Consider the following 25752-nt stretch of genomic DNA (forward strand, 5'->3'; position numbering starts at 1 on the left):
GGCTGCCCGGTCTACACTATCGACGCGCGGTCAGCCTACGGCCGCTGGGCAACCAGGGCCACGGCTGTCCGCAGGTTGAAAACCGTGCCGAGTCGAAACGCGACACAGAAACCGCGTCTGGTCAGCAGATTCAGGGATTTTCCGGCCGGCAAGAAATTGTGCCCTCGTCGGGGTGCCCGGCAGCCCGGACCGGTGGCTGGACGAAACCGAACGGGAGCGTACCCCGGGTCGGATCGGGGCGGCACCCGGAAGGCGGGACTGCGCGCGGGGCGACGGCGGGAAGGCTAGCCGCGTCGGCCGCCCGCCGCGCGCGGCGGCGTGGCGGCCGGAGGACGGGTGCGCTCCCGTACCACCTCGACCACGGTCGCCGGCGGGTCGACCAGCCCGACACCGGCCAGCCGGACGGCCGGCGGCGAGCCGCCGAGTCGGCGTACCGCCTCGGCATGCCGCGCCACCTCCTCGGCGGCGCTGGCTCCCTTGAGCGCCAGCAGCCGCCCGCCGGGCACGGCGAGCGGCAGGCACCAGCCGGCGAGCCGGTCGAGCGGCGCCACGGCCCGCGCCGTCACGACGTCGGCGGGCACCTGAAGGTCGTCCGGAAGGTCGGCCAGTTCCACCGGTCCGCCCGGTCGGTGCGGAGACGCGTCGGTGGACCGGCCGCCCCTGCCGGCCCGACGCGCGCCGCGCCGGGCGCGCCGGGCGGCGGTCAGCTCCTCGGCGCGCGCCCGTACCACGGTGACCGTCTCCCCGAGATCGAGCGCGCTGACCGCCTCGGCCAGGAAGGTGGACCGGCGGGCGAGCGGCTCCACCAGCGTGACCGCCAGGTCCGGTCGGGCGATCGCCAGGACGATCCCGGGCAGCCCGGCGCCGGAGCCGACGTCCACGACCGAGGAGCCGGCCGGGACGAACTCCGCCATCGCGGCGCAGTTGAGCAGGTGCCGATCCCAGATCCGGGTCGTCTCCCGGGGGCCGATCAAGCCGCGTACCACCCCGGGGCCGGCGAGCAGTTCGGCGTACGCGGCCGCGAGCGGAAGCCGGTCGGCGAAGAGGGTACGGGCCGGGGCGACGAGGTCGTCCGGCAGCGGTACGGGCGGAGGATCGACGGGGTCCGGGCCCGTACCGGCCCGCCCAGGCAACGGCCCGGGCGGTGGGGCACCACCCGGGCCGGGATCGGATCGAGGCGTCATCGACCGCTCAGTCGACCGGCCGTACGACGATCCGGCGGTTCGGCTCGACGCCCTCCGACTCGCTCTCCACCCCGCTGATCGCGTTGACCACGTCGTGCACGCACTTGCGCTCGAAGGCCGACATCGGCTCCAGTCGGACCGCGTCGCCGTGCTGCTTGACCTTCTCCACGGCGTTCTTCGCCACGGCGGAAAGCTCCTTGCGCCGGTTCGCCCGGTAGCCGCCGACGTCCAGCAGCAGCCGGCTCGGCGAGCCGGTCTGCCGGAACACGGCGAGCCGGGTCAGCTCCTGCAGCGCCTCCAGCGTGGCACCGCGCTGCCCGACCAGTGCCTGCAACCGCCCGCCGACCACCTCGACCACCGGCCGCCCGCTGGAGACCAGCTCGTCGATGTCGCCGTCGTAGTCGAGGATGTCCAGCAGTCCTTCGACGTAGTCCGCAGCGATCTCACTCTGCCGGAACAGGTCCTCGTCGCTGGTCGCCCCGGCCGGCCTGCCGCCGTTGCCGGACTGGCCGGCCTCGTCGCCGTCCGCGTCGTCCTCCTGGTCCAGACCGGCGTCCGCGCTCTGTCCGGCAACCGCAGCGGCCTCGGTGGTTTCGGCTTCCGCGGACGAGCCCGCCGGCAGGTCCGGTTCGGTGTCGCCGATCGGCTGCTCGGCACGCGGGATACTGGTGTCGGTCACGGGTCTCATCTCCGTACTCTCTCGGCCGGACCGTAACGGTCCCGCTGGTTTCCCGGGCCCGGCGGGAGATCGCCGAGTGCCACGGGCACGTCTGCGCGGGCAACGATGCCCGTCGTCACGGGGCGCGGCGGACTCCGGTCCGGCGCCGACGCTGGTGGTGGCAGCACGGGCCGAAGTCCTACCGGGTCACCGACCGACAGTTACGGTACGGTGACCCTTCGCGTCAACCCTGACGCTTCGCCGGTCGCCCCTTCTTGGGGTTGACCGGCTTGGCGCCCGGCTTCGGGGCCAGCGCCTTGGTGTCGACGGCCGGCTTCTCCGGCTGCGCGCCGTTGGCCTTGGACCGGCCGAACCGTCCCGCCGGCTTCGCCGGCTTGCCGGGCTGCACCGGGTTGCGAGCGTCGGTGCTGCGCCGGGAGCCGGTCGCGGTGGTACGCCGAGGGGTCGACTCGCCCGGCTTCGGCAGCCGGCCCGTGGTCGCGGTCGGCGGCGGCGGGTACTTGCGCAGCACCCACTGCTGCTGGCCGAGGGTGAAGAGGTTGTTGGTGACCCAGTAGATGACGACACCGATCGGGAAGATGGCGCCGGAGACCAGCAGCGAGGCCGGGATGCCGTAGAGCATCAACCGCTGGATCATGCGCTGCTGCGGGTCCTCGGCCCAGCCGGTCTTGAGGATCATCTGCCGGCTGGTCAGGTAGGTGGTGGCGATCATGATCGCGACCAGGATGCCGGCCAGGATCTTGACCGAGGTGCCGTTCGCGTTCAGCAGGGCCAGGTCCGCCGGGCTGGAGCCGAACTTGGCGGCGATCGGCACGTCGAAGAGCCGTGCGTGGGTCGCGCTCTCGAACTGCTCGACCGTCCAGCCATACAGGGTCTTCTGCCCGTTAGCCGGATTGAGCCGGCGCAGCACGTGGAAGAGGCCGATGAAGACCGGAGCCTGCAGGAAGATCGGAAGGCAGCCCATCAGCGGGTTGGCCTTCTCCTTCCGGTAGAGCTCCATCATCTCCTTCTGGAGCGTCTCCCGGTCACCCTTGTGCTTCTCCTGCAGCGCCTTCAGCTGGGGCTGGAGCGCCTGCATCGCCCGCTGCGACTTGATCTGCTTGACGAAGATCGGAAAGAGCACCACCCGCAGGGTGACCACCAGGAAGACGATCGCCAGGATCCAGGACCAGTTGGTGCCCAGGACCGCGTTCTCCGAGACTCCGACGGCGTCCCAGGCGGAGTGCCAGAGCAGCAGGACCCACGAGATCGCCCAGTAGATCCAGTCGAGACTCAATTCGGGGCTCCAGTCACATCGGCGTGGCGGTGTGCGCCCGGCTCCGGCACCGGGTCATATCCACCGGGGTGGAAGGGGTGGCAGCGCAACAGCCGCCGGACCGCCAGGAAGGCTCCCCGGATCGCACCGTGCCGCGTGACCGCCTCCAGGGCGTACGCGCTGCACGACGGGTAGAACCGACAGCGGGCCGGCAGCGCCGGGCTTATCCAACGACGGTACGCGACGATGGCTCCGGTCAGCACTCGGGCACCGAGTGTCATCCCACGCGCACGGGCGGAGGAGTCCGTCATCGGTGCCGCCGGGAGGGCTTCCGGGGAGCCTGCGATGCCGCGATGGCGGCGTCCAGGTCGGCGCCGAGCGCGGCGTAGGAGGCCCCGGCCGCGGCGGGTAGCGCGCGTACCACGATCGTGGTGCCGGGCGGCAGGCCCGGCAGCCGATCGCGGACGAGGTGGCGCAGGCGGCGGCGGACCCGGTTGCGGACCACCGCACCGCCGACGGCCTTGGAGACGACGAAGCCGGCCCGGGCCGGCGCGGGCTCCTGCCGCGCACCGGCATCCGGGGCCGGCTTCGGTGTCGTTTCGGTCATCGGGGAGACGGGTACGGCGGCGGGATCGAGGTGGACCACGACGGAGCCTCGGTTGGCACGTCGTCCACCCCGGATCGCTGCGGCGAAGTCACTGCTGCGCCGCAGTCGCTGTGCGGCCGCCAGCACGACTGCCTACATCCCCGGACCGGCCCCGCCAGCCGTCAGGCCGACAGGCGGGTGCGACCCTTGCCGCGGCGGGCCGAGATGATGGCGCGGCCAGCCCGGGTGCGCATGCGCAGCCGGAAGCCGTGGGTCTTCGCGCGTCGGCGGTTGTTCGGCTGGAAGGTGCGCTTGCTCACGTCAGGCTCTCCGTCGTCCTACGCCCCGGTCGTGTGAGAGCGGGGTCGTGTGATTGTCTGGCGTCGACCACCGGGCGGCCAGATGCCGTCCGGCAATCAGCACCGCCCAGGAATCAGCCACGGCCCGTGTCGGGCCGCAGTCAAGTCTCTCCCACCCTAGCAGAGGGCGACAGAGCAACCGTTGGAGCCTACGCAGCCCGACAATGGCCGTCAAACGTCTTAGCCGCCCCCGGGCTGTTCCGCCGAGGGCGGGCGCGGCGGCGGTCGCGACCCGGCCGACGGGGGATTTCGCTGATGTTGACAAGGGTGTTGACAGGCGTCCGGCCGGCCGACGGTTGATGGGGTGTGGACAACGCTGTTAGCGTGCCCGATTGCACGTCAGCGTCAAGGGGTGGGGATGCCGCTGACGGGCAAAACCGGACAAGCTCGTCGATCGTTCGACAGATGAACCCGCGTCAACGCCGGTCGGGCCGGGGGCAGACGACACGGACGCCCGGCCGGGCGACACAATCGGTCGATACACAGGCTGTGGATAACCTGTGGACGGCGCCGGCGACCGCCGGACGCCGCGTCGTACCTGTTCGAGCACGGTTAGCAAGCCTGGAACGGTCGACTGGGACGGCAACGGCGGCCGGAGACGCAGAGGCGATGGGGGTGGCGCGACGGTGGCCGACACGATCGACCTTGGCGCGGTGTGGGCGGCGACGACCGAGGAGCTGGCCGACGAGATCATTTCGGCTCAGCAGCGCGCCTACCTCCGGCTGACCCGCCTGCACACGATCATCGAGGACACCGCGCTGCTCTCCGTGCCGGACGCCTTCACCCGGGACGTGATCGAGACGCGGCTCCGCCCCGCCATCACGGAAGCCCTCTCCCGTCGCCTGGGCAGGGCGGTCCAGGTGGCGGTCACCGTGCGCTCGCCCGGCGACGGCCCGACCCGGCCCGCCGGTGCCGGCTACCCGGCCGGGCCGGACACCGGGCTCGCCGGCGCCCCGGCCGAGCCGGGCCCGGGCAGCGCGGACGGCTTCCCGTTGGAGGGCCTCCCGGGTCAGATCGGGACCACCGGCGGATACCAGGACACCCCGCCGGACGGGTACGCCGCACCGGCCGGGTACGCCGGGCCGACGGATCCGTCCGGCGGCCACCCGGACCCGTCCGGCGGCTACGGCGATCGCGAGCCGGCGGCCGGTCATGGCGCCCCCGATCCGCCGACCGGCTACGGCAGTCCGGATCCGCCGCTCGGTTACCGTGCCGAACCGCTCCGCTTCCCGAACCCGACCGGCCACGGGTATCCGGCGGAGCGGCCGGATCGCGAGTACCCGGCACGACCGGATCACGAGCCACCGGACGGGCCGGAGCACGACGTACCCGGCAACCGCGGCGTCGGGCCGGACCAGCCCGCCGGCCGCAAACCCCCGACTTTCACCGGCTCGGCCCAGGTGCCGGTCGACGGCGCCGGTCGACCGCCCGGCCGACCCGACATCCCCCGGCCCGACGCCCCCCGCACCAACATGATCCCGTCCAGCCGGGACGGCCAGGAGACGCTCTTCAGCGCGCCGTATCCGGAGCCCTACCGGCCGACCGCGCCGCACCAGGATCGACGGGGTTTCGAGGAACGAGGGCTCGACACCGGCGAACTCGGCCGGTTCGGCGCCGACCACCGGCCGGCGGATCACCGTTACCACGACGCCCGGGACGCCGGCGGACGACTCGGGCCGGGACGGGACGGCGGCACCGACAGCGGGCCGGGGCGGGGGACCGCCGCCCCCTCGCACCGGCCGGGTGTCCGGGACGACCGCCGGCCGGGCGGCGTCGGCGGCGCCGGGGACGTCGGCGGCAACCGGCTCAATCCGAAGTACATGTTCGAGACCTTCGTGATCGGCTCCTCCAACCGGTTCGCCCACGCCGCGTCGGTCGCGGTCGCCGAGTCGCCGGCAAAGGCATACAACCCGCTCTTCATCTACGGCAGCTCGGGGCTGGGCAAGACGCACCTGCTGCACGCGATCGGCCACTACGCCACGACGCTCGGCAACGCCCGCTCGGTCCGCTACGTCTCGACCGAGGAGTTCACCAACGACTTCATCAACTCGCTCCGGGACGACAAGACCAGCGCGTTCCAGCGTCGCTACCGGGACGTCGACATCCTGCTGATCGACGACATCCAGTTCCTGGAGAACCGCGAGCGGACCCAGGAGGAGTTCTTCCACACCTTCAACACGCTGCACAACGCCAACAAGCAGATCGTGATCACCTCGGACCGGAAGCCGAAGGACCTGGCGACGCTGGAGGACCGGCTGCGTACCCGCTTCGAGTGGGGCCTGCTCGCCGACATCCAGCCGCCCGACCTGGAGACCCGGATCGCGATCCTGCAGAAGAAGGCGGCACAGGAGCGGCTCTTCGCCCCGCCGGACGTGCTGGAGTTCATCGCCTCCCGGATCGCCAACTCGATCCGCGAGCTCGAGGGCGCGCTGATCCGGGTCACCGCGTTCGCGTCGCTGACCCGGTCTCCGGTGGAGCTCTCGCTGGCCGAGGAGGTGCTCCGGGACTTCATCCCGGACGGCTCCGGCCCGGAGATCACCGCGGACCAGATCATGGTCTCCACCGCCGACTACTTCGGGGTCAGCCTGGAGGACCTGCGCGGCCAGTCCCGGTCCCGGGTGCTGGTGAACGCCAGGCAGGTGGCGATGTATCTGTGCCGGGAACTGACCGACCTGTCGCTGCCCCGCATCGGTCAGGCCTTCGGCGGCCGGGACCACACGACGGTGATGCACGCCGACCGGAAGATCAGACAGCAGATGGCGGAACGCCGCTCGCTCTACAACCAGATAGCCGAGCTGACGAACCGCATCAAGCAGAACACCTGAGGTAACCGGAGAGGCCGGCGAGGGCCGGGTAGGGGTCGCGTCGGCCCGTACCCGGCCCTCGGTCGTACGCCGGTCGTCGGTCGGTCGTACGCGGCAGCGGCGTGTCGTACCCAGGCTGTCCACAGCCGGTTGTCCACCGACGGTGGATAACTCCAACCCGCTTCGACCGGGCAACCCACAGGTTGTGGACGGAGCCTGGGGAAACGTGTGTGGACAGTTACCTGGAGTCACTGACTTCTCCACCGACCGGGCGGCACTGTGCACGACGTGTTGAAGGTTCTGGGGACAGCGCCCGTCGATCTCTGGCAGGCTGTGCCCACAGATGGGGAAAAGCCGGTGGGTAACCCGGTGGACGGCCGGTGGACAACGGTGGAAAACCTGTGAGTCGGCGGCGCCTGTGGACCGCGAAGCCACTTTCCGCACCGGTCCTCCACACCCCGCACACCTGTGGACAAGCCTCTGACCTGCGCGAAGGTGACTTCTCCACAGTTTGCACAGCACCGATGAAGACGATTGAGTTATCTCTTCAAGAGAACAAAAACCAATCATCGGCGTTGGGCATCCTGTGGAGTCTTTTGATCCGTCGTACCCACAGGTCAGGATCTGCCGAAGGACCGGGGTCGGGCGCACAGCCGATGCGGCCGGGGCCTAAGGTGCGATGCAGACCCGCACGGTTGGCGGGGCCGGAAGGCGGCCGCCGGCATGAGACAGTTGTCGCTGACGTCGATCCGGAGGCAAGGCATGAAGTTCCGCGTGGAGCGTGACGCGCTCGCCGACGCCGTGGCGTGGACCGCGAAGAGTCTCCCCAACCGGCCCTCGGTGCCGGTGCTCGCCGGCGTCCTGCTCCGGGTCGGTGAGGGCGGCCTGCACGTCTCGGGCTTCGACTACGAGGTCTCCAGCCAGGTCACCGTCGACGTGCAGAGCGAGGCGGAGGGTGCCGCGCTGGTCTCCGGGCGGCTGCTCGCCGAGATCACCAAGGCGCTGCCGGCGAAGCCGGTCGACATCGCCGCCGCCGGAGCACACCTGGAGCTGGTCTGCGGCAGCGCCCGGTTCACCCTGCCGACGATGCCCGTCGAGGACTACCCGACCCTGCCCGAGATGCCGGGCAGCGCCGGCACGATCGACGCCGCCACCTTCGCCGCCGCGGTCGGCCAGGTCGCGATCGCCGCCGGCCGGGACGAGACGCTGCCGATGATGACCGGGGTACGCATCGAGCTGAACGGCTCGACCCTGGCGATGCTCGCCACCGACCGCTACCGGCTGGCCCTGCGCGAGATCGACTGGCGGCCGGACGACCCTGAGGTCAGCATCAACGCGCTGGTGCCGGCCCGGACCCTGCACGACACCGCCAAGGCCCTCGGCCCGCTCGGCGGTGACGTCACCATGGCGCTGTCGCAGGGCGCCGCCGGTGAGGGGCTGATCGGCTTCGCCGGTGGCACCCGCCGGACCACCAGCCGGCTGCTGGACGGCGCCAACTATCCGCCGGTGCGCTCCCTTTTCCCGGCCAGCTCCAACGCCGAGGCCCGGGTCTCGGTCGCCGCGCTCACCGAGGTCGTCAAGCGGGTCTCGCTGGTCGGCGGCCGGACCACGCCGGTGCTGCTCAACTTCAGCTCCGACGGCCTGGTCGTCGAGGCCGGCAGCACCGAGGAGGCCCGGGCGAGCGAGGCGATGGACGCCACCTTCAGCGGCGAGCCGCTGACCATCGGCTTCAACCCGCAGTACCTGATCGACGGGCTGCAGAACCTCGGCTCGGCGCTGGCCGTCTTCTCCTTCGTCGACGCCTTCAAGCCCGCGGTGATCTCGCCCTGCGGCGAGGACGGCGAGATCGTCCCCGGCTACCGCTATCTGATCATGCCGATCCGGGTCACCCGCTGAGTGGACCGGTTCCGGCAGGAAAGCCCACGCGATTCTGGAAGGAACGTTCATGCAACTCGGCCTGATAGGCCTCGGCCGGATGGGCGGCAACATGCGCGACCGACTGCGCGCCGCCGGGCACGAGGTGATCGGCTTCGACCAGAATCCGGCACTTACCGACGTCGCCAGCCTCGCCGAACTGGCCGAGAGGCTCGCCGCGCCCCGGGCCATCTGGTTGATGGTGCCGGTGCAGTACACCGAGGCGACCGTCGACGGGCTGATCGAGGTGCTCTCGCCCGGCGACATCGTCATCGACGGCGGTAACTCGCGGTTCGCCGACGACCTGCCCCGGGCGGAGAAGCTCGACCGGCACGGCATCGGCTATCTCGACGTCGGCGTCTCCGGCGGCGTCTGGGGGCGGCAGAACGGCTACGCCCTGATGGTCGGCGGCGACGAGCAGCACGTGGACCGGCTGATGCCGATCTTCGACGCGCTCAGGCCCGAGGGCGAGTTCGGCTTCGTGCATGCCGGACCGGTCGGCGCCGGGCACTACGCCAAGATGGTGCACAACGGCATCGAGTACGGCCTGATGCACGCCTACGCCGAGGGCTTCGAGCTGCTCACCGCCTCCGAGCTGGTGACCAACGTGCCGGGCGTCTTCAAGTCCTGGCGCGACGGGACGGTGGTCCGCTCCTGGCTGCTCGACCTGCTCGACCGGGCGCTCGACGAGGACCCTGACCTCTCCGATCTCAGCGACTACACCGAGGACACCGGCGAGGGGCGGTGGACGGTGGACGAGGCCGTCCGGCTCGCCGTGCCGCTCAATGTCATCACCGCCTCGCTCTTCGCCCGGTTCTCCTCCCGCCAGGACGACTCGCCGGCGCTGAAGGCCGTCGCCGCGCTTCGGCAGCAGTTCGGCGGGCACGCCGTCCGCAAGAACTAGCCGTGTACGTCCGCCGGCTCGAACTGGTCGACTTCCGCTCGTACGAGCGGGTCGGGGTGGACCTGGAGCCGGGTGGAAACGTCTTCGTCGGCCCGAACGGGGTGGGCAAGACCAACCTCGTGGAGGCGCTCGGATACGTGGCGACGCTCGCCAGCCACCGGGTCGCCACCGACGCCCCGCTGGTGCGGGCCGGCGCGGCGACCGGGGTGCTCCGGTGCGCGATCGTGCACGACGGCCGGGAGCTCCTGGTCGAGCTCGAGATCGCCCCCGGCCGGGCCAACCGGGCCCGGTTGAACCGCTCGCCGGCCCGGCGGGCCCGGGACGTGCTCGGCGCGCTGCGGCTGGTGCTCTTCGCCCCGGAGGATCTGGAGCTGGTCCGGGGCGATCCGGCCGAGCGGCGGCGCTACCTCGACGACCTGCTGGTCACCCGGATGCCCCGGTACGCGGCGGTCCGCGCCGACTACGAGCGGGTGGTGAAACAACGCAACGCACTGCTGCGTACCGCCTATCTGGCCCGGAAGAGTGCCGGAGGGCGGGGCCGGTCGACCCGCACCGACGCCGAGCAATCCGCCGGGGGCGGTGGCGACCTGTCGACCCTGGCGGTCTGGGACGCCCATCTGGCCCGGCACGGCGCGGAACTGCTCGCCGGGCGGCTGGAGCTGGTCGCCGCCCTGGGGCCGCACGTGACCAAGGCGTACGACGCGGTGGCCGCCGGCCGGGGCGCGGCGGGGATCGCGTACCGCCCGTCGGTGGAACTGGCCGACCCGGCGCCGGACCGCCCGGCGCTCGAGTCGGCCCTGCACGCCGCGCTCGCCGAGGCGCGGCCGGCGGAGGTCGAGCGCGGCGTGACACTGGTCGGCCCGCACCGCGACGAGCTGACCCTGACCCTCGGCACGCTGCCGGCCCGCGGCTACGCCAGTCACGGCGAGTCCTGGTCGTATTCGCTGGCGCTCCGGCTCGCCGCCTACGACCTGCTGCGCGCCGACGGTGTCGAGCCGGTGCTCGTGCTGGACGACGTCTTCGCCGAGCTGGACAGCGGCCGCCGGGAACGCCTCGCCGAGCTGGTCGTCGGCGCCAGCCAGCTCCTGGTGACCTGCGCGGTCGCCGACGACGTGCCGCAGGCCCTGCGCGGCGCCCGCTACGAGGTCGCGGACGGGCAGGTGCACCGTGTCCACTGAGCCGGAGCCGCGTGGCCCGGCGGATCCCCCGGCCGCCCACCGCGCCGGCAGGAACGATCGCGCCGGCAGGAACGATCGCGCCGGCAAACACGATCACGGCGGCACGGGGGTGGGCGCCGGCAAGCGCGATCGCGCCGGCAACGACGCACATGGTGCCGAGGCCGCACGCGGCGGCAATGGCGATCGCGGTGCCGGGCCCGCACACACCGGTTCGCCGACGACCGACGGCGAGCACGGCGAGCTGGCCGGGCCGGCGTTGGCCCGGGCGGTCCTCGATGCCGCGCTGGCCCGGCGGAAGGCGTCCGGCCCGCGTCGGCGTACCCCTGGCGGGGCCGACCCGGAGGCGGAGCCGGCGGCCGACGGCGCGCCCGGCGAAACCGGCGGTGCCGGCTCAGGCGCCGGCCGGGCGGGCGGGCAGCGGCGTCGGCCGCGTGGCTACTCCGGGCCGGGGCCCGACCCCCGGGATCCGCAACTCCTCGGTACGGTGCTGGCCCGGCTGGTCAAGAACCGGGGTTGGCAGCAGCCGGCCGCCGAGGCGACGGTCTTCGGTGCCTGGGAGCGGGTGGTCGGCGCCGAGGTGGCGAAGCACAGCCGCCCGGTGAAGCTGGAGGACGGGGAGCTGGCGGTCGAGGCGGAGTCGACGGCCTGGGCGACCCAGCTCCGGCTGCTCGCCGCGTCGCTGCTGCGCCGGATCGGGGCCGAGGTCGGGCACGGGGTGGTCCGCCGGCTGCACGTGCACGGCCCCACGGCGCCGTCCTGGTCCCGGGGCCCCCGGCGGGTACGCGGACGTGGCCCCCGGGACACCTACGGATGAGCGCCGCGCCCGTCCGGTGCCGGCCGGCTCTGGTCGGTCCCCGGGGGCCCTGTCTGCCTGGACGGTCTCAGGAGTCGGCGTAGACGGCGAAGCCGCGTTCGGCGCAGCGGCGGTAGAAGCCGGCCAGCACCGCCAGCTCCGAGCGGGGGAAGCTCCACTGCGGCGGTGCCCCCGAATCGTCGCGCAGCGCGTCGAGCCGGCCGTCCAGCCAGCGCAGTTGCTGGTCGGCGAGGCGGCCGTCGGCGAGCGCCGCCCGCAGCACGGCACTGACCGTGTCGAAGGTCACGATCTCGCCGTGCTCCCGGTGCCCGTCGACGAAGCGCTCCAGACCGCCGGCGATCCAGGCACAGCCGTCCGGGTCGATCACCGGATCCTCGTCCTCGGCGGCCGCCTCCGTGGCGTAGAGCACACCGTCCAGGCCGAGCAGCAGATCGACCAGCTCCGTGTAGGCGGTCGCCCGGACCGAGCCGTTCTTGGCGATGTACCCGGCGAGCGCCGCCGTCGGCGCCGCCACCTCCGGGTCGTCGGCGAACTCGCCGAAGTCGACGAACTCGGCCGGAGCGACCGGATCGTAGAAGCGGCCGGTCCGCGGCCAGCGCACCGCGACGTTGTCCAGCCCCATCGGGCGTCACCTCTTCATGCACCTGACGAAACCGGTCGTTCGGGGCGCCCGATGCGCCTACCGGGCATCCCTGGCCACGGAGCTTACTTCCGGCGTCGCCAAGTTACGGCACCGCGCACCCCTCGCGCGACCCCCGATCCGGCAGCCCGCCCGGCACGGCCGCCAGCACCGGTCGGGACCGGGCCGCCCCGGCGGCGCCGCGCCGCGGAGCGTGCGGGCCCCCGGACGGTACGACGCGTGCCGGAAACCGCCCCTGATTCGACCCCGTGCCTGTGGGGGGAGTCGCGGGAGCGGGGTACGGCCGCCTATGGAGGTCTGAGACCGCCTCGCAGGGGTGCCGCATACCCAATATGTCTTCTCGGCACAGTAAGATTGACGGTGAGACGACGACACGGTGTGGTGCAGGGATCCGGGCCAGGGCGGTCCGGGCCGGCGCCGCGCCGGGTCCGAGCCGATCGCGATCCGTGGGCAGCCACGGCGACCGGCACGTTCGACCGTACCCCGGAATGTTTCGTGGTGCCGGCCCACGTGCCTGTCGCGGGCCGCCCACCAAACCCGCGTCCCCGCGCCGACCGGCGCCGGGCGGCGCGAGAAAGTGGCCAAGGTGGCAGCGCAGAAGAAGCAGGAGTACGGCGCCGAGTCGATCACCGTCCTGGAGGGGCTGGAGGCCGTTCGCAAGCGGCCCGGTATGTACATCGGATCGACTGGTGAGCGCGGTCTGCACCACCTGGTCTGGGAGGTCGTGGACAACGCGGTGGACGAGGCGCTCGCCGGCTACTGCGACACCATCGAGGTGGTGCTGCTCGCCGACGGCGGCGTCCGGGTCACCGACAACGGCCGGGGTTTCCCGGTCGACCTGCACCCCAAGCTGAAGAAGCCGGGTGTCGAGGTGGCGCTGACCGTGCTGCACGCCGGCGGCAAGTTCGACGGCAAGGCGTACGCGGTCTCCGGCGGTCTGCACGGCGTCGGCGTCTCGGTGGTCAACGCGCTCTCCACCCGGATGTTCGTGGAGATCCACAAGGACGGGTACGTCTGGCGGCAGTCCTACACGAACTCCAAGCCCTCTCCGCTGGAGAAGGGCGAGACCACCAACACCACCGGTTCGTCGGTTGCCTTCTGGCCGGATCCGTCGGTCTTCGAGACCGTCGACTTCGTCTTCGAGACGATCTACCGGCGCATCCAGGAGTACGCCTTCCTCAACCGCGGCCTGACCATCCAACTGCGCGACGAGCGGGTGCAGGAGGGGGACGGCAAGCCACGTGAGGTCACCTTCTGCTACAAGGGCGGCATCGCCGACTTCGTCCGGCACCTCAACGCCTCCAAGAACCCGATCCACAAGACCGTGGTCGAGTTCGGCTCGGAGGAGGAGGGGATGTCGGTCGAGATCGCCATGCAGTGGAACGAGTCGTACGGCGAGTCGGTCTACACCTTCGCCAACACCATCAACACGCACGAGGGCGGCACCCACGAGGAGGGCTTCCGCGCCGCGCTGACCAGCGTCGTCAACCGGTACGGCACCGACAAGAAGCTGCTCAAGAGCGACGAGAAGCTCTCCGGCGAGGACATTCGGGAAGGGCTCGCGGCGATCATCTCGGTGAAGCTGACCAACCCGCAGTTCGAGGGACAGACCAAGACCAAGCTCGGCAACACCCCGGTGAAGAGCTTCGTGCAGCGGGTCTGCAACGAGTGGCTGGTCGACTGGTTCGACCGCAACCCGGGCGAGGCCAAGCTGATCATTACCAAGGCGACCCAGGCCGCGCGGGCCCGGATCGCCGCGCAGCAGGCCCGCAAGCTGGCCCGGCGCAAGTCGCTGCTGGAGTCCGGCTCGATGCCGGGCAAGCTGGCCGACTGCCAGTCCACCGACCCGCGCGAGTCCGAGGTCTTCATCGTCGAGGGTGACTCGGCGGGCGGCTCGGCCAAGCAGGGCCGGGACCCGCGTACCCAGGCGATCCTGCCGATCCGGGGCAAGATCCTCAACGTGGAGAAGGCCCGGATCGACCGGGTGCTGAAGAACAACGAGGTCCAGGCCCTGATCACCGCGCTCGGCACCGGCATCCACGACGACTTCGACATCGAGAAGCTGCGTTATCACAAGATCGTGCTGATGGCCGACGCCGACGTCGACGGCCAGCACATCCAGACGCTGCTGCTCACTCTGCTCTTCCGGTTCATGCGTCCGCTGGTCGAACTGGGGCACGTCTACCTCGCCGCACCGCCGCTCTACAAGATCAAATGGAACCGCAAGGGCGACGATGCCCAGTACGCCTACTCCGACCGGGAGCGGGACGGCCTGATCGCGCTGCGCCAGCAGAAGAAGCCGAACGCCAAGCCGGACGACATCCAGCGGTTCAAGGGTCTGGGCGAGATGAACTACCCGGAACTGTGGGAGACCACGATGAACCCGGCGACGCGTACGCTGCGCCAGGTCACCCTCGACGACGCGGCAACCGCCGACGAGTTGTTCAGCGTGCTGATGGGCGAGGACGTGGAGGCGCGCCGCTCGTTCATCCAGCGCAACGCCAAGGACGTGCGCTTCCTCGACATCTGACGGCGGCCGGTGGTCCCGACGTCGGTCGGGCCGGACGGGTCAGGACCGCCCCGTCCGAACGGCCGACCGGGGCCGCCGTTCCACACAGTTATCCACAGCTTCCACGGTTTCCACAGCCGTTATCCACAGCGGATTGCGGCATTGAGTCTGATAAGGGTTGACAGTGACGGATACTCCCGAGTCCTCCGCGAACGAGTCGGAACAGGAGGCGATCGCCGCCGTCGTCGCGCACGACCGGATCGAGCCGGTCGGGCTCGAGGTGGAGATGCAGCGCTCCTACCTCGACTACGCGATGAGCGTGATCGTCGGGCGGGCGTTGCCGGACGTACGGGACGGGCTGAAGCCCGTACACCGCAAGATCCTCTATGCCATGTTCGACTCCGGCTACCGCCCGGACCGGGGCTACGTGAAGTGCTCCCGGGTGGTCGGCGACGTGATGGGGCAGTTCCACCCGCACGGTGACTCGGCGATCTACGACGCGCTGGTCCGGATGGCCCAGACCTGGTCGCTGCGCTACCCGCTGGTCGACGGCAACGGCAACTTCGGTTCGCCAGGTAACGATCCGGCTGCGGCGATGCGCTACTGCGTGACCGGAAATGCCCGGATTCGTACCGCCGAGGGAACGCTCCGTATCGACCAGATCGTTCCCGATGCGGCGCCCAGCTCCGAGACCGACATCGACCTCAAGGTCCGGGACCGCAACGGCGACCTGGTCCGAGCCTCGAAGTTCTTCCACTCCGGCGAGCACCCGACGTTGCGGCTGCGCACCCGCGAGGGCTACGAGCTGACCGGTACGCACAACCACCCGGTGCTCTGCCTGGTGCAGGTGGCCGGGGTGCCGACCCTGCTCTGGAAGCTGCTCGCCGAGGTCCGCCCCGGCGAACGGGTGCTGTTGCAGCGGACGGTGCCGGACGAGATCGGCTACCCGATGCTGGAGCACGTGGAGGCCGCGGTCCTGGCCGGCGTGTTCGTCGGCGAGGGCTGGGTCTCGGCCGACCGGGCCGGGTTCCACAACGTCGACCGGGAGTTCTTCGTCCGGGTGCTCGCCGCCTACGACCTCGCGGTCGGCGGTCACCGGTACGTCTCCGAGCGGGTGATCGCCTCCGGCAGCGTGTTGCACGAACTCGACGTGCCGGACCTGACCGAGCTGCGTCGGAGCCCGCTCGGTGAGCTGGTCGGGGCGCGGAGCGCGGCGACGTTCGTGCCGGAGTTCGTCTGGCAGGGGCCGGCGGCGGTCAAGCGGGCCTTCCTCCAGGCGCTCTTCGAGGGTGACGGCTCCTCGTCGCTGCTGCCCCGCAACACCATCCAGATCTCGTACTCGACCCGCAGCCAGCGGCTGGCCCGCGAGATCCAGCAGTTGCTGCTCGAGTTCGGCGTCGTCAGCCGACAGTGCCGGTACGACGACGGCGAGATCAAGATCGTGGTGACCAACCGGCGGGACGCCCGGCGCTTCGCGCAGCAGGTCGGCTTCCTCGGCCGCAAGCAGGCGACGTTGGAGTCCGAGCTGGCCACCGTGCCGGCCACCAGCACGGCGCTGTCCAGCGACCACGTGCCGTACGTCGGCGACTTCATCCGGGAGCACGGCGCGCGGCGCCGGACCGAGCGGGACTGGCTGCGCCGGCACAACGTCGACCGGGTCGAGCGCTGGGAGCGGGACCGGGCCGAGATCGCGGCCCGGATCACCGAGCGTGAGGTGCTGGACGTCGTCGAGCCGCTGGTCGACGGCCGGTTCTACTACGCCGAGGTCGCGGAGGTGACCGATGCGGGTGTGCAGCCGGTCTACAGCCTGCGGGTCGACACGGAGGACCACTCCTTCGTCAGCGACGGGTTCGTCAGCCACAACACCGAGTGCAAGCTCGACCCGCTGGCCATGGAGATGCTGCGGGACATCGACGAGGACACCGTCGACTTCCAGAACAACTACGACGGCCGGGCCAAGGAGCCGACGATTCTGCCGTCGCGGATCCCGAACCTGCTGGTGAACGGCTCCGAGGGCATCGCGGTCGGGATGGCCACCAAGATCCCGCCGCACAACCTGCGGGAGATCGCCCAGGCCGTGCAGTGGTGCCTGGAGCACCCGGACGACGACGAGGCCAGCACGCTCGACGCGCTGATCGGGATCGTCAAGGGTCCGGACTTCCCGACGCACGGGCTGATCGTGGGGACCACGCCGATCCAGGAGGCGTACCGGACCGGGCGCGGCTCGATCCGGATGCGTGCGGTGGTGGAGGTCGAGGAGGACAAGAAGGGCCGGACGAGCCTGGTCGTCACCGAGCTGCCGTACCAGGTCAACCCCGACAACCTGGCGGAGCGGATCGCCGAGCTGATCAAGGAGGGAAAGCTCGCCGGGATCGCCGACATCCGGGACGAGTCCTCCGGGCGTACCGGTATGCGGATCGTGCTGGTGCTCAAGCGCGACGCGGTCGCCAAGGTGGTGCTGAACAACCTCTACAAGCACACCCAGCTCCAGGAGACCTTCGGCGCCAACATGCTGGCTCTGGTCGACGGGGTGCCGCGCACGCTCAACCTGGCCCAGTTCATCCGCTACTACGTCGACCACCAGATCGACGTGATCCGGCGGCGGACGGCGTACCGGTTGCGCAAGGCCGAGGAGCGGGCGCACATCCTGCGTGGTCTGGTCAAGGCGCTGGACGCGCTCGACGAGGTCATCGCGCTGATCCGGCGCTCGCCGACGGTGGAGGAGGCCCGGCAGGGCCTGATCCAGCTCCTCGACATCGACGAGGTGCAGGCGACGGCGATCCTGGACATGCAGCTCCGCCGGCTCGCCGCCCTCGAACGCCAGAAGATCATCGACGAGCTTGCCAAGATCGAGCTGGAGATCGCCGATCTCAAGGACATCCTGGCCAAGCCGGAGCGGCAGCGGAGGATCATCTCCGAGGAGCTCGGCGAGATCGTGGCCAAGTGGGGCGACGACCGCCGGACCAGGATCGTGCCCTTCGAGGGCGAGGTCTCGATGGAGGACCTGATCGCCCGCGAGGACGTGGTGGTCACCATCACCCGGACCGGGTACGCGAAGCGGACCAAGGTCGACCTCTACCGCTCGCAGCGCCGGGGCGGCAAGGGGGTCAGTGGGGCGACGCTGCGTCAGGACGATATCGTCAGCAACTTCTTCGTCTGCTCCACGCACGACTGGATCCTCTTCTTCACCAATAAGGGGCGGGTCTACCGGGCCAAGGCGTACGAGTTGCCGGAGGCCAGTAGGGTGGCGAGAGGCCAGCACGTGGCCAATCTGCTCGCCTTCCAGCCGGACGAGCAGATCGCCCAGGTGATCGAGATTCCGGACTACCAGGTGGCGCCGTACCTGGTCCTGGCCACCAGGAAGGGTCTGGTGAAGAAGACGAGGTTGGAGGAGTTCGATTCCAACCGCTCCGGCGGCATCATCGCGATCAACCTCCGCGACGAGGACGAGCTGGTCGGGGCGGCGCTGGCGGGGCCCGAGGACGATCTCCTGCTGGTTTCCAAGAAGGCACAGGCGATCCGGTTCGGCGCCACCGACGAGGCGCTCCGGCCGATGGGTCGGGCCACCTCCGGCGTGATCGGGATGCGGTTCACCGACGACGACGTCCTGCTGGCGATGGAGGTGGTCCGCGAGGGCATGGACCTGGATGTTCTCGTGGCGACCAACGGGGGGTACGCGAAACGTACGCCCATCGAGGAATACCCCGTGCAGGGTAGGGGAGGTAAAGGGGTGCTGACCGCGAAGATCACCGAGCGCCGCGGCGGTCTGGTCGGCGCGGTCGTCATCAGCCCGGACGATGAGCTGTTTGCCATCACCAGCAACGGCGGCGTGATCCGGACTCCGGTGAAGCCTGTACGCCGAACGCGTGACCGGAACACAATGGGGGTCAAACTGATGGACCTACCAGATGGCGTGACCATCGTGGCGATTGCTCGCAATGCCGACGAGCCTGACGAACAGGACTAGTTGATGACGGAGACACAGGCGAAGTCGGGGGCTGCGGGGACCTCGGCCAATCCGGTCGACGAGGAGGCCGCCTCCGGCGGCGCCGCGACCGGACGCGCGGCCGTCGGCCGGGCGATGGTCAGCGCCGACACGCCGTCCCCAAAGTTCACCCGGGCGCCGGGCATGCCGCCGCCACCCGACCAGCTTCCCGAGGAGCCGGCCGCTGCCTCGGCGGGTGCGGCCGAGGGCGGCTCGCCGGCGTCGGGCACGGCGGAAGCCGCGACTGCCGCGACGTCTCCGGCGGCGACCGGCTCGGCGTCTCCGGTCACCGGCACGAGCCGGCCCGGCCAGGTCGGCAAGGCTGACTCGACCACGACCGGCCGGGTGGAGCAGCCCGGTTCGCCGGACCGTACCGAGCGGCTGCCGGGCCGGTCGGACCGGCCCGGTTCCGCGGGGAGCACCGGCGCCGAGGCGACCCAGCCGATCTCGGGTGGTGCTTCGCCGGGCGCGTTCCGGCCGGGCCGGGCCGGTGGCGGATCCCCGTCCGCCGGCACCAGTCGGTTCGGCCTCGGCGGTCCGGCGGCGCGGCCGACCACCGGAGGTCCCGCCGGCGCCGGCGCTGGTGCGGCCGGAGGGCCCGCCGGGGGCGCCGTCGGTGCGGCCCGGGTGACAGAGGCCGTTCGGGCCGCCCGGAGCACCGTCAGCTCCGCCGCCTCCCGGGGGCCCCGCCGGGCCCGGCTGAACCTGAAGCGGATCGACCCCTGGTCCGTGATGAAGTTCTCCTTCGCGGTCTCGCTGGTGCTCTTCATCGTGGTGATCGTCGCAACCTCGGTGCTCTATCTGGCGCTCGACGCGATGGGCGTCTTCGACAGCGTGAACAGCACGCTGACCGACATGATCAGTGCGAGTGGCGGGCAGGGCGGCGACACCTTCCAGATCACCGCCCGGGGCGTCATCCTCACCTCCGGCCTGATCGGCCTGGTGAACGTGGTGTTGTTCACCGCGCTCGCCACCCTCGGTGCGTTCATCTACAACGTCTGCGCGGACCTGGTCGGTGGGGTCGAGCTGACCCTCGCCGAGCGGGACTGAGCGGACGGCAGCAGGCTTCCGGACGCCGGGGCCGCCGCCGCAATGCGGTGGCCCCGGCGTCCGTCGTTCCGGTATGGTCGGCGTCGTGCCTGGTGGGCCGGGTGTCATTCCGACCCGGCGCCCCCGAGTTGGGGACGGCGCGACGGGTACGGTAACCTTGCTCGTCGCAACGGGGGGCTATAGCTCAGTCGGTTAGAGCGCAGAGCTGATAACTCTGAGGTCGATGGTTCGATTCCATCTAGCCCCACTTCATACCGTCCGACGGCTCGTCGAGCGTAAGGATGCGTCCCATGTTGAAGAAGATCCTGCTCGTTGTCGGCGTCGTGGGTGTCGCGGCCCTCGTCTACAAGAAGGTCAGGGAGTCCAACGACGAGCGTGCCCTCTGGCACGAGGCCACCACCGCTCCGGATCTGCGGTAGCTCCGCCGGACGTCGCCGCCGAGGCCGCGTCGTCCTGCGCCCGGGGCCGTAGCTCAACTGGCAGAGCACTGCCTTTGCAAGGCAGGGGTTAGGGGTTCGAGTCCCCTCGGCTCCACCATCCAATGCCCTGACCAGGCGCAACGCTTGATGCAAGATCATCGAGTACAACGTCAGTACAACCTAGCCTTGATCTTGGTTCGTCGCGTCGCGGTTCGACCGGGCTGACGCCGAGCGGAGAACCGAGCCGACCACGCCTCGGGGACGCTCCCGCTTCGGCCACCAGTGCACGTAGGTCTCCAGCGTGATACGCAGCGTCTTGTGCCGGAGTAGCCGTTGCACCTCCTGCGGTTCGGCGTGGTTCGTGATGAGCGTGGTGGCGAAGAAGTGCCGCAGCGCATGGAAGCCGCCGTTTTCCTTCGGCCAGCCCGCCGCGTCCCGCCAACCGGCCCACTCTCGGGACCAGGTCCGATCGGTGAACGGGTTGCCGTGGGTGGTGGTGAAAAGCAGCGGCACCGACCGCCGGACAGGCTCTCCGGTGGTGAGGTCCACGAGGTTGACCGAGGCCGGCGGAAAGTCGCGGGTGTGCTCGGTGAGGACCTGGGCGACGACAGGGTCTAGTGCCGCCTCCGGCTGGCCTTAGGCTCCAGGATGGCCGAGGCTCCCTCCGGTGCGATGCGGACCGTGGGTAGTTGCGCAGGACCATCCCGCCACCGACGACCCGGGCAAGCCGAGCAGACCGCAGCCCAGCGGGTCGACGGCAGGCGGAATGGGTAGCAGTCAGAGCATGGACAGGGTGTGACTGGACTTACACGGCATGCCCAGCAAGTTGTGGCTATGACGCCTCAGCGAGCTGCAAGCTCGGATCAAGCGGTTGAATGTTGTAGGCGAAGTGTTCGCCGATCTCGAAGGTCCGGCCATGAGCAACGGACATTGAGTCGTAAACCATGCCTACCGATACTTCTTCGGACATCTTGTCCGCTTCGGTGTCGGTGGATGCCCCGTCGGTCTGAGCGCCTACAACCAGGAAGACGAAGCCCTGCGCTGCCGATTCACGGCGGATAGCCACAAGAGCTGGTGGACGGCAGCGTATGAAGACTCGCTCCAAGACATCGCTCATCGAGACCTCATCCAGCGTGACCACAACATCCTGATCCCGCGTGCATCCGTGGTCAGCCAAGACTGCCCGGAAGGCAGGATCGCCTAGCCGGCGGGCAAACTCGAACGCAGCTTCGCGTTCTCTGTTACGCTCCGTCACCTTGCCACCTCCGGTAGTTGTCTTCCCACTCATCATGCATCACTGTGAGGGCGTCTAGATACCCCTTGCTCACTACAACCCACGGGTCAACCAGGGGAATATCCACGATCTTCTGATGCCCGATAAGATCATTTCCGTCTTGATCAAACTGATGCCGGTGGATAAATCCTAGGCAGCAATCGATGCGGGCGACATCCCTCCACTTCTTCCCGACAAGAGTTGTCTGATTTATGGCGAAATCTACCACCTGTCCTTTGTAGATTTTTTGTCGCACAGCGATGCGGTGTGGATCATTAGGTTCGCCAGTCGGATAAATATGGAAGACATTGGGAAGCTCGCATGCCTCGTCAGGAGGCGGATAGTAACGATCTTTCTTGGGCCGGATGGCCATGTTGACTATGCGACGAGCGATGCGCCCCCCGCGCACCTTGATGGCCTTACGTCGCTCTCCTCGCTTCCTTCCCATGGGCGTTGACGGTAGCCGTGATCGACTAAACGTGTCTACGCCCTCACGTCCAGTAGATGCCGACCATGTCCGGAATCAGACAGCGGAAACCGATCAATGCGATCTTGCTTGATAGATCATCAAGCGCGCCCACGCCCGGCCCGTCTATGTGGTCGGACTGGAGTGAGCACGGTTTCGAGATTGTCCATTGACGACTACTGTTGCCCGATGGACCAGGCTCCGCTTGATCACCCCGATGTCTGACTGTTGCTCAGCCTGCTCGCCATGGCTCCTCCGGCGGAGCACACGAAGCGGAGCGAGCTTTGGGCAAGCTATGCCCGGGCTCACCCAGGGGCCTGGCATGACGAGACGTACATTATGGAAAAACTCGGCATCTGGCCACGATTGCTACGCGAGCGGAACGACTGGGACGATGTCCTACGGCTTTCGGCCTACTGCCTCATGTTCTTCGACGTCGAGGAACAAAGTGAACTCTGTGTGATGCTGGATCGGGTTGTAGGTGCGGAACTTAGACCCTCCAAGCCGGGTGTGCAGTAGGCCGACGATGGCTCCGCTCGATCAACGAAGTAGCGTGGCGACTTTACGTCATGGTTGAGCCTCAACGGCGTGAAGGTCGTGGGTGACTAACCGAGTGACCATTGACTCGGACGCCGACGGACAGACCTGGACGACAGCGGACCATCACGGCAGGTCAGTCGGCGTATGAAGGCAGCTCACCGAGCTGTGATCATTCCTTCACACCGAAGCGGTCTCCTTGGCGTCGGGGGCGAGGTGGCGGCGGCCCACACCGCCGCTCCACCACCGACAACCCAACCAGCGCCAATCCCCTCCCCTGACCACCCGGTACCCGCAAAACAACATGCGATCAACGATCCAACTCGGGATCTTGTCAAGCATCAACTGGGACGCAGGTGTAAAGCATCTGCCGGGACACGACAGTTCTACCAACGTGTCCACTGCCGAGACGTTCTCTTTAGGATCAAGGCGCCGCGCAAGCGCGGCGCGCCCGCCCGCGCTCGGCCTGCTGGCGGCCTCCGGCCGGCATCGGCCGGCGCGGTCGGGCACTGACGGTCACGAGCGCGAAGTCCTCGACCCTGGGCGAATCCGCCTGCTCATCCGGATGACCCGCCCCATCAGTCCGGTAACGCTCGGGCTACCTGGTCCAGTAGACCTTGTGCCCCAGCCCTGACGGCTACGTCGGGGCTAGCGAGTAGCTGTCGCAACATCATCCGGTACCGAATCCGGTCCTCCGGAGCGGCACATGACAGCTCATAGAGGTGCCCGCTCAGGCAACCGTAGAGGTGATCGGAGGTCTCTCCCTCAGCCGACGCCCAGGCGGCGGCGAACAGGCGTAGCGCCACCACATCACCGCGCCGCAACAACGCCTCAGCGGTGGCATCGATAACCGCCGTGTCGCCGATGTCGAGCAACAGCCGACCCAACGCCGCGTCGACCTCCAAACTCCCGGCGAACGCGCTCAGCTCGCGACCAGCGTCCGCGCGATCCGACCACGCGGCGGATCGGGACAGCCGTAGAAGTTCGTCCACATCCACGAAGGGATCATGCAGTGCGCGCGACCTCGCGTGGAAGATTCGGCGCCTCCCGGAGGAGGAAGGCCGTGACGATCGCGAGGGTGGCCGGCCGCCGTCGGGGTTGCGGCGCTCGCTGCCGCGCCGCTTCGCGGCTTGCCACCGGAGTACGTAGTCCAGGCGCGCGGTAACCCGGCGCCACGGCAAACCGCCCCGGCCCGAAGGCCGGGGCGGGAAGCCGTACGACGCCGGCCGGCCGCGCCCTCCGAGGCGGGCCATTCACGGGCCATAAGCCGGTGCCGTAGACGGTCACCAGCGGGGGAGTACCGGGCACTACCCGCCGCTGACCAGGCACTCCGGACAGACCGGGGCAGCCGGAAACGATCTTCCAAACTGTGTGTTGTCAAGGAGGTTCTTCAGCCTGTCAATGATCGATCTGCACAACTTGTTCCTCACCCGCTCGAACTCTTCTCGACACGCACAGCAGAATTTTTTCCTCCACAAGGTTGGAGTTGAGAACTGCCTGGCCGACGCAAGGTTCAGCAACCTCTCACAGGCATCATCCACAGCTTGTCCACCGGTCGATGCACAGATTGGGGATAGCAGTGCACAGGTTGTCCCGAAGCTCGTCCACCGCACGAGGCGGCTCCTGTCACACCTGGCATTACGCTGCTCGATAGCAGGGCGTAGTTACAGCCATGTAAGTCGAAGGCCCCCGGGGGTGGAGCCCCGGAGGCCGTTGCTCGACTGTCCGTCCAGTCCACTGCACGTCAACCGGAATGAGGAATGCCGAACGATGACCAGCCTACGACGTCGCGCTCAGGACACGCGGCCCGAAGCCGCCGAGTCCACACCCACATCGCTGCCGCTCCGGTGGGTAGTGATCATCGCCGTCTCGACTGGCGTCGGTCTCGCCGTCGGGACCGCCGCAGGGTTGGTCGCCGGGATCACCGTCGGCATCGCGCTCGCAGCTCTCCTACACAAGGTGCTTTCGTAGGAGCCAGGGCCGGCTTGGCTGTACAGCCATTCATGCAGCCAAGCCGGTCGGCCGGCCACGCCGAAGCTCGACGCTGCCAGACGCGGCGGGCCGGTCGACGAGGACGCGACGATGCCGGCAACAGGTTTGATCTTTGCGTGGCGGAGGTCGGGGTGGGGCTTTGCAAGATCAACTAGTACAGCTTCAGTACAAGTGACTGTCGCAAGCAGTGGGAAGTGCCGAGAGGCGCCGAGGGATGCGGTGCAGGCCGGGATCTCGATCGGTCCGTTTCGCGTTGATCTTCCGGGCGCCTGCGCTTTAGGGGTTCGAGTCCCCTCGGCTCCACTTTGATGTTGGATGCGAACCGCCGGGTCCTGATGAGGGCGGCGGCTCGCATGCTGTTCACTCTCGTTCGCGGGCGGAAGGCTGAAACGCCGGGACCGCCGATCCGTGTAGGCGGGATGCCGCGAAGGGCCGCTTCTACTTGTCAAGATAGTGGCCGTGGCAGGCGGCGATTTCCAGGTCGCCGCCACGGACGCGGTAGATGAGCCGGTGCTCGTCGTTGATGCGGCGGGACGACCATCCAGAGAGCGGGCCTTTCAGTAGCTCGGGCTTGCCGAGACCGGTCCCGTGCGGATCCCGTTGAACGTCGAGGATCAGTTTGCTGATGCGGCGGGCCATCTTCACGTCCCGGCGTAACCAGCCGTCGTAGTCCTCCCATGCGTTGGGCGTGAAAGCGATGCGCAAGCTCATGCGGCTTCCTTGCCTGGTGTCGGAGAGTAGGACCTCGAGTCGAGCGGATGCTCCTCGAGTAGGCCGGCATCGGCTTGGGCGATGCTCTCCAACAGTCGGCGGGCGTTCGAGGCGGAACCGAGAACATGCAGCGTCTCGTTCATAGCGTTCCACTCATCGAGCGAAACCATGACGACGGCCTTGCCGCCGCCGCGTGGGATGATGCACTCCTCGGCATCATCGATTACCGCATCGACCACGGCGGCGAGATTCTTGCGAACGTCGCTGATCGTCAGCACCTTCATCTTGACCCCCACGAGCAGAACGTACGACTGAACGTACGTTTGATGGTACATCAAGGGTACGGCGAGCGAGAGGTGGATCGGGCGCGTGGGGCGTTCACTCGGTGTGTTGACGAAGCTGGCCGAGTCGAGGGGGAGGGCTAGGCAGCGGGTGAACGGGCAGACTGTACCGCCATACGCGACCGGCACAGGGCTGAGCCCGGAGCCACGAA

23 protein-coding genes and 2 tRNA genes are annotated in these 25752 nt (G+C 69.3%); 12 read left to right on the forward strand and 13 right to left on the reverse strand.

Going from position 1 to position 25752, the window contains the following annotated elements; all coding sequences use genetic code 11:
• Nucleotides 1-284 precede the first annotated feature (284 nt).
• The 6 genes from ACN27G_RS31140 to rpmH form a co-directional block, all read right to left on the reverse strand.
• A complete protein-coding gene (locus ACN27G_RS31140) occupies nucleotides 285-1184 on the reverse strand; it encodes a 16S rRNA (guanine(527)-N(7))-methyltransferase RsmG (RefSeq protein ID WP_421496246.1) in 900 nt (299 codons plus the stop codon).
• A 7-nt stretch (nucleotides 1185-1191) separates the two neighbouring features.
• A complete protein-coding gene (locus ACN27G_RS31145) occupies nucleotides 1192-1872 on the reverse strand; it encodes a protein jag (protein WP_421496247.1) in 681 nt (226 codons plus the stop codon).
• Between the two features lie 214 nt (nucleotides 1873-2086).
• The gene (gene yidC / locus ACN27G_RS31150) at nucleotides 2087-3139 is read right to left on the reverse strand and encodes a membrane protein insertase YidC (RefSeq protein ID WP_421496248.1); all 1053 of its coding nucleotides are present in this window, start codon (nucleotides 3137-3139) and stop codon (nucleotides 2087-2089) included.
• Nucleotides 3136-3399 carry a membrane protein insertion efficiency factor YidD gene (gene yidD, locus ACN27G_RS31155; protein WP_421496249.1) on the reverse strand — a complete coding sequence of 88 codons (264 nt, stop codon included), beginning with the start codon at nucleotides 3397-3399 and terminating at the stop codon, nucleotides 3136-3138. Before yidD ends, yidC begins: the two co-directional genes overlap by 4 nt.
• A 26-nt stretch (nucleotides 3400-3425) precedes the next feature.
• Nucleotides 3426-3851, reverse strand: coding sequence for a ribonuclease P protein component (gene rnpA / locus ACN27G_RS31160; protein WP_421496250.1), 426 nt, complete (start codon nucleotides 3849-3851; stop codon nucleotides 3426-3428).
• A gap of 35 nt (nucleotides 3852-3886) precedes the next feature.
• Nucleotides 3887-4024, reverse strand: a complete 138-nt coding sequence (gene rpmH / locus ACN27G_RS31165; RefSeq protein ID WP_318399805.1) for a 50S ribosomal protein L34 — start codon at nucleotides 4022-4024, stop codon at nucleotides 3887-3889.
• Between the two features lie 665 nt (nucleotides 4025-4689).
• On the opposite strand from rpmH, the gene dnaA reads away from it, so the two are divergent.
• The 5 genes from dnaA (at nucleotide 4690) to ACN27G_RS31190 (ending at nucleotide 11677) form a co-directional block, all read left to right on the forward strand.
• On the forward strand, nucleotides 4690-6888 hold the full coding sequence (dnaA, locus tag ACN27G_RS31170) for a chromosomal replication initiator protein DnaA (RefSeq protein WP_421496251.1): 2199 nt from the start codon (nucleotides 4690-4692) through the stop codon (nucleotides 6886-6888).
• Nucleotides 6889-7629: 741 nt separating this feature from the next.
• Nucleotides 7630-8763, forward strand: a complete 1134-nt coding sequence (gene dnaN, locus ACN27G_RS31175) for a DNA polymerase III subunit beta (RefSeq protein WP_421496252.1) — start codon at nucleotides 7630-7632, stop codon at nucleotides 8761-8763.
• Nucleotides 8764-8812: 49 nt separating this feature from the next.
• A complete protein-coding gene (gene gnd / locus ACN27G_RS31180) occupies nucleotides 8813-9685 on the forward strand; it encodes a phosphogluconate dehydrogenase (NAD(+)-dependent, decarboxylating) (protein ID WP_421496253.1) in 873 nt (290 codons plus the stop codon).
• 2 nt (nucleotides 9686-9687) lie between these two features.
• Entirely contained in the window at nucleotides 9688-10863 is a 1176-nt protein-coding gene (gene recF / locus ACN27G_RS31185) for a DNA replication/repair protein RecF (RefSeq protein WP_421496254.1), read from the forward strand.
• 109 nt (nucleotides 10864-10972) lie between these two features.
• The gene (locus ACN27G_RS31190) at nucleotides 10973-11677 is read left to right on the forward strand and encodes a DUF721 domain-containing protein (protein ID WP_421496255.1); all 705 of its coding nucleotides are present in this window, start codon (nucleotides 10973-10975) and stop codon (nucleotides 11675-11677) included.
• Between the two features lie 67 nt (nucleotides 11678-11744).
• Here ACN27G_RS31190 and ACN27G_RS31195 read toward each other — a convergent pair whose 3' ends face one another.
• Nucleotides 11745-12299, reverse strand: coding sequence for a hypothetical protein (locus ACN27G_RS31195; RefSeq protein ID WP_421496256.1), 555 nt, complete (start codon nucleotides 12297-12299; stop codon nucleotides 11745-11747).
• Between the two features lie 604 nt (nucleotides 12300-12903).
• Here ACN27G_RS31195 and gyrB point away from each other — a divergent pair.
• The 6 genes from gyrB (at nucleotide 12904) to ACN27G_RS31225 (ending at nucleotide 20398) form a co-directional block, all read left to right on the forward strand.
• Nucleotides 12904-14847 (forward strand): DNA topoisomerase (ATP-hydrolyzing) subunit B, encoded by a 1944-nt coding sequence (gene gyrB, locus ACN27G_RS31200; RefSeq protein WP_421496257.1) that lies wholly within the window; start codon nucleotides 12904-12906, stop codon nucleotides 14845-14847.
• Between the two features lie 163 nt (nucleotides 14848-15010).
• Entirely contained in the window at nucleotides 15011-18793 is a 3783-nt protein-coding gene (gene gyrA / locus ACN27G_RS31205; protein WP_421496258.1) for an intein-containing DNA gyrase subunit A, read from the forward strand.
• A 3-nt stretch (nucleotides 18794-18796) separates the two neighbouring features.
• Complete coding sequence (locus ACN27G_RS31210) at nucleotides 18797-19861, forward strand: DUF3566 domain-containing protein (RefSeq protein WP_421496259.1); 1065 nt, start codon at nucleotides 18797-18799, stop codon at nucleotides 19859-19861.
• 173 nt (nucleotides 19862-20034) lie between these two features.
• Nucleotides 20035-20108: transfer RNA gene (locus ACN27G_RS31215), tRNA-Ile, on the forward strand.
• Between the two features lie 43 nt (nucleotides 20109-20151).
• Nucleotides 20152-20280, forward strand: coding sequence for a DLW-39 family protein (locus ACN27G_RS31220; protein ID WP_234359542.1), 129 nt, complete (start codon nucleotides 20152-20154; stop codon nucleotides 20278-20280).
• 42 nt (nucleotides 20281-20322) lie between these two features.
• Nucleotides 20323-20398 (forward strand) — tRNA-Ala (locus ACN27G_RS31225).
• 62 nt (nucleotides 20399-20460) lie between these two features.
• Here ACN27G_RS31225 and ACN27G_RS31230 read toward each other — a convergent pair.
• From ACN27G_RS31230 to ACN27G_RS31245, 4 genes are all read right to left on the reverse strand, one after another.
• Complete coding sequence (locus ACN27G_RS31230; RefSeq protein WP_421496260.1) at nucleotides 20461-20829, reverse strand: tyrosine-type recombinase/integrase; 369 nt, start codon at nucleotides 20827-20829, stop codon at nucleotides 20461-20463.
• Nucleotides 20830-21112: 283 nt separating this feature from the next.
• Complete coding sequence (locus tag ACN27G_RS31235) at nucleotides 21113-21535, reverse strand: hypothetical protein (RefSeq protein ID WP_421496261.1); 423 nt, start codon at nucleotides 21533-21535, stop codon at nucleotides 21113-21115.
• Nucleotides 21522-22001: a DUF7718 family protein gene (locus ACN27G_RS31240; RefSeq protein ID WP_421496262.1), complete on the reverse strand. Its 480-nt coding sequence runs from the start codon at nucleotides 21999-22001 to the stop codon at nucleotides 21522-21524. The genes ACN27G_RS31235 and ACN27G_RS31240 overlap by 14 nt, the downstream gene beginning before the upstream one ends.
• A gap of 1133 nt (nucleotides 22002-23134) precedes the next feature.
• Nucleotides 23135-23554: a hypothetical protein gene (locus ACN27G_RS31245; RefSeq protein WP_421496263.1), complete on the reverse strand. Its 420-nt coding sequence runs from the start codon at nucleotides 23552-23554 to the stop codon at nucleotides 23135-23137.
• Nucleotides 23555-24326: 772 nt separating this feature from the next.
• On the opposite strand from ACN27G_RS31245, the gene ACN27G_RS31250 reads away from it, so the two are divergent.
• Nucleotides 24327-24527 (forward strand): hypothetical protein, encoded by a 201-nt coding sequence (locus ACN27G_RS31250; RefSeq protein WP_421496264.1) that lies wholly within the window; start codon nucleotides 24327-24329, stop codon nucleotides 24525-24527.
• A 459-nt stretch (nucleotides 24528-24986) separates the two neighbouring features.
• Here the strand turns inward: ACN27G_RS31250 and ACN27G_RS31255 are convergent, their stop codons facing one another.
• Complete coding sequence (locus ACN27G_RS31255) at nucleotides 24987-25259, reverse strand: Txe/YoeB family addiction module toxin (protein WP_421496265.1); 273 nt, start codon at nucleotides 25257-25259, stop codon at nucleotides 24987-24989.
• The gene (locus tag ACN27G_RS31260) at nucleotides 25256-25555 is read right to left on the reverse strand and encodes a type II toxin-antitoxin system Phd/YefM family antitoxin (protein WP_421496266.1); all 300 of its coding nucleotides are present in this window, start codon (nucleotides 25553-25555) and stop codon (nucleotides 25256-25258) included. Before ACN27G_RS31260 ends, ACN27G_RS31255 begins: the two co-directional genes overlap by 4 nt.
• Between the last annotated feature and the right edge of the window lie 197 nt (nucleotides 25556-25752).

It is taken from the genome of Plantactinospora sp. WMMB334, from assembly GCF_049179095.1.
Classification (GTDB): Bacteria; Actinomycetota; Actinomycetes; order Mycobacteriales; family Micromonosporaceae; genus Plantactinospora.

Coding starts and splice junctions, on each gene's coding strand:
- yidD (WP_421496249.1), bottom strand. CDS start 3,399: ATGACACTCGGTGCCCGAGTGCTGACCGGAGCCATCGTCGCGTACCGT.
- ACN27G_RS31240 (WP_421496262.1), bottom strand. CDS start 22,001: ATGGGAAGGAAGCGAGGAGAGCGACGTAAGGCCATCAAGGTGCGCGGG.
- ACN27G_RS31195 (WP_421496256.1), bottom strand. CDS start 12,299: ATGGGGCTGGACAACGTCGCGGTGCGCTGGCCGCGGACCGGCCGCTTC.
- gnd (WP_421496253.1), top strand. CDS start 8,813: ATGCAACTCGGCCTGATAGGCCTCGGCCGGATGGGCGGCAACATGCGC.
- ACN27G_RS31220 (WP_234359542.1), top strand. CDS start 20,152: ATGTTGAAGAAGATCCTGCTCGTTGTCGGCGTCGTGGGTGTCGCGGCC.
- ACN27G_RS31210 (WP_421496259.1), top strand. CDS start 18,797: ATGACGGAGACACAGGCGAAGTCGGGGGCTGCGGGGACCTCGGCCAAT.
- ACN27G_RS31255 (WP_421496265.1), bottom strand. CDS start 25,259: ATGAGCTTGCGCATCGCTTTCACGCCCAACGCATGGGAGGACTACGAC.
- ACN27G_RS31140 (WP_421496246.1), bottom strand. CDS start 1,184: ATGACGCCTCGATCCGATCCCGGCCCGGGTGGTGCCCCACCGCCCGGG.
- dnaN (WP_421496252.1), top strand. CDS start 7,630: ATGAAGTTCCGCGTGGAGCGTGACGCGCTCGCCGACGCCGTGGCGTGG.
- ACN27G_RS31250 (WP_421496264.1), top strand. CDS start 24,327: ATGACCAGCCTACGACGTCGCGCTCAGGACACGCGGCCCGAAGCCGCC.
- ACN27G_RS31145 (WP_421496247.1), bottom strand. CDS start 1,872: ATGAGACCCGTGACCGACACCAGTATCCCGCGTGCCGAGCAGCCGATC.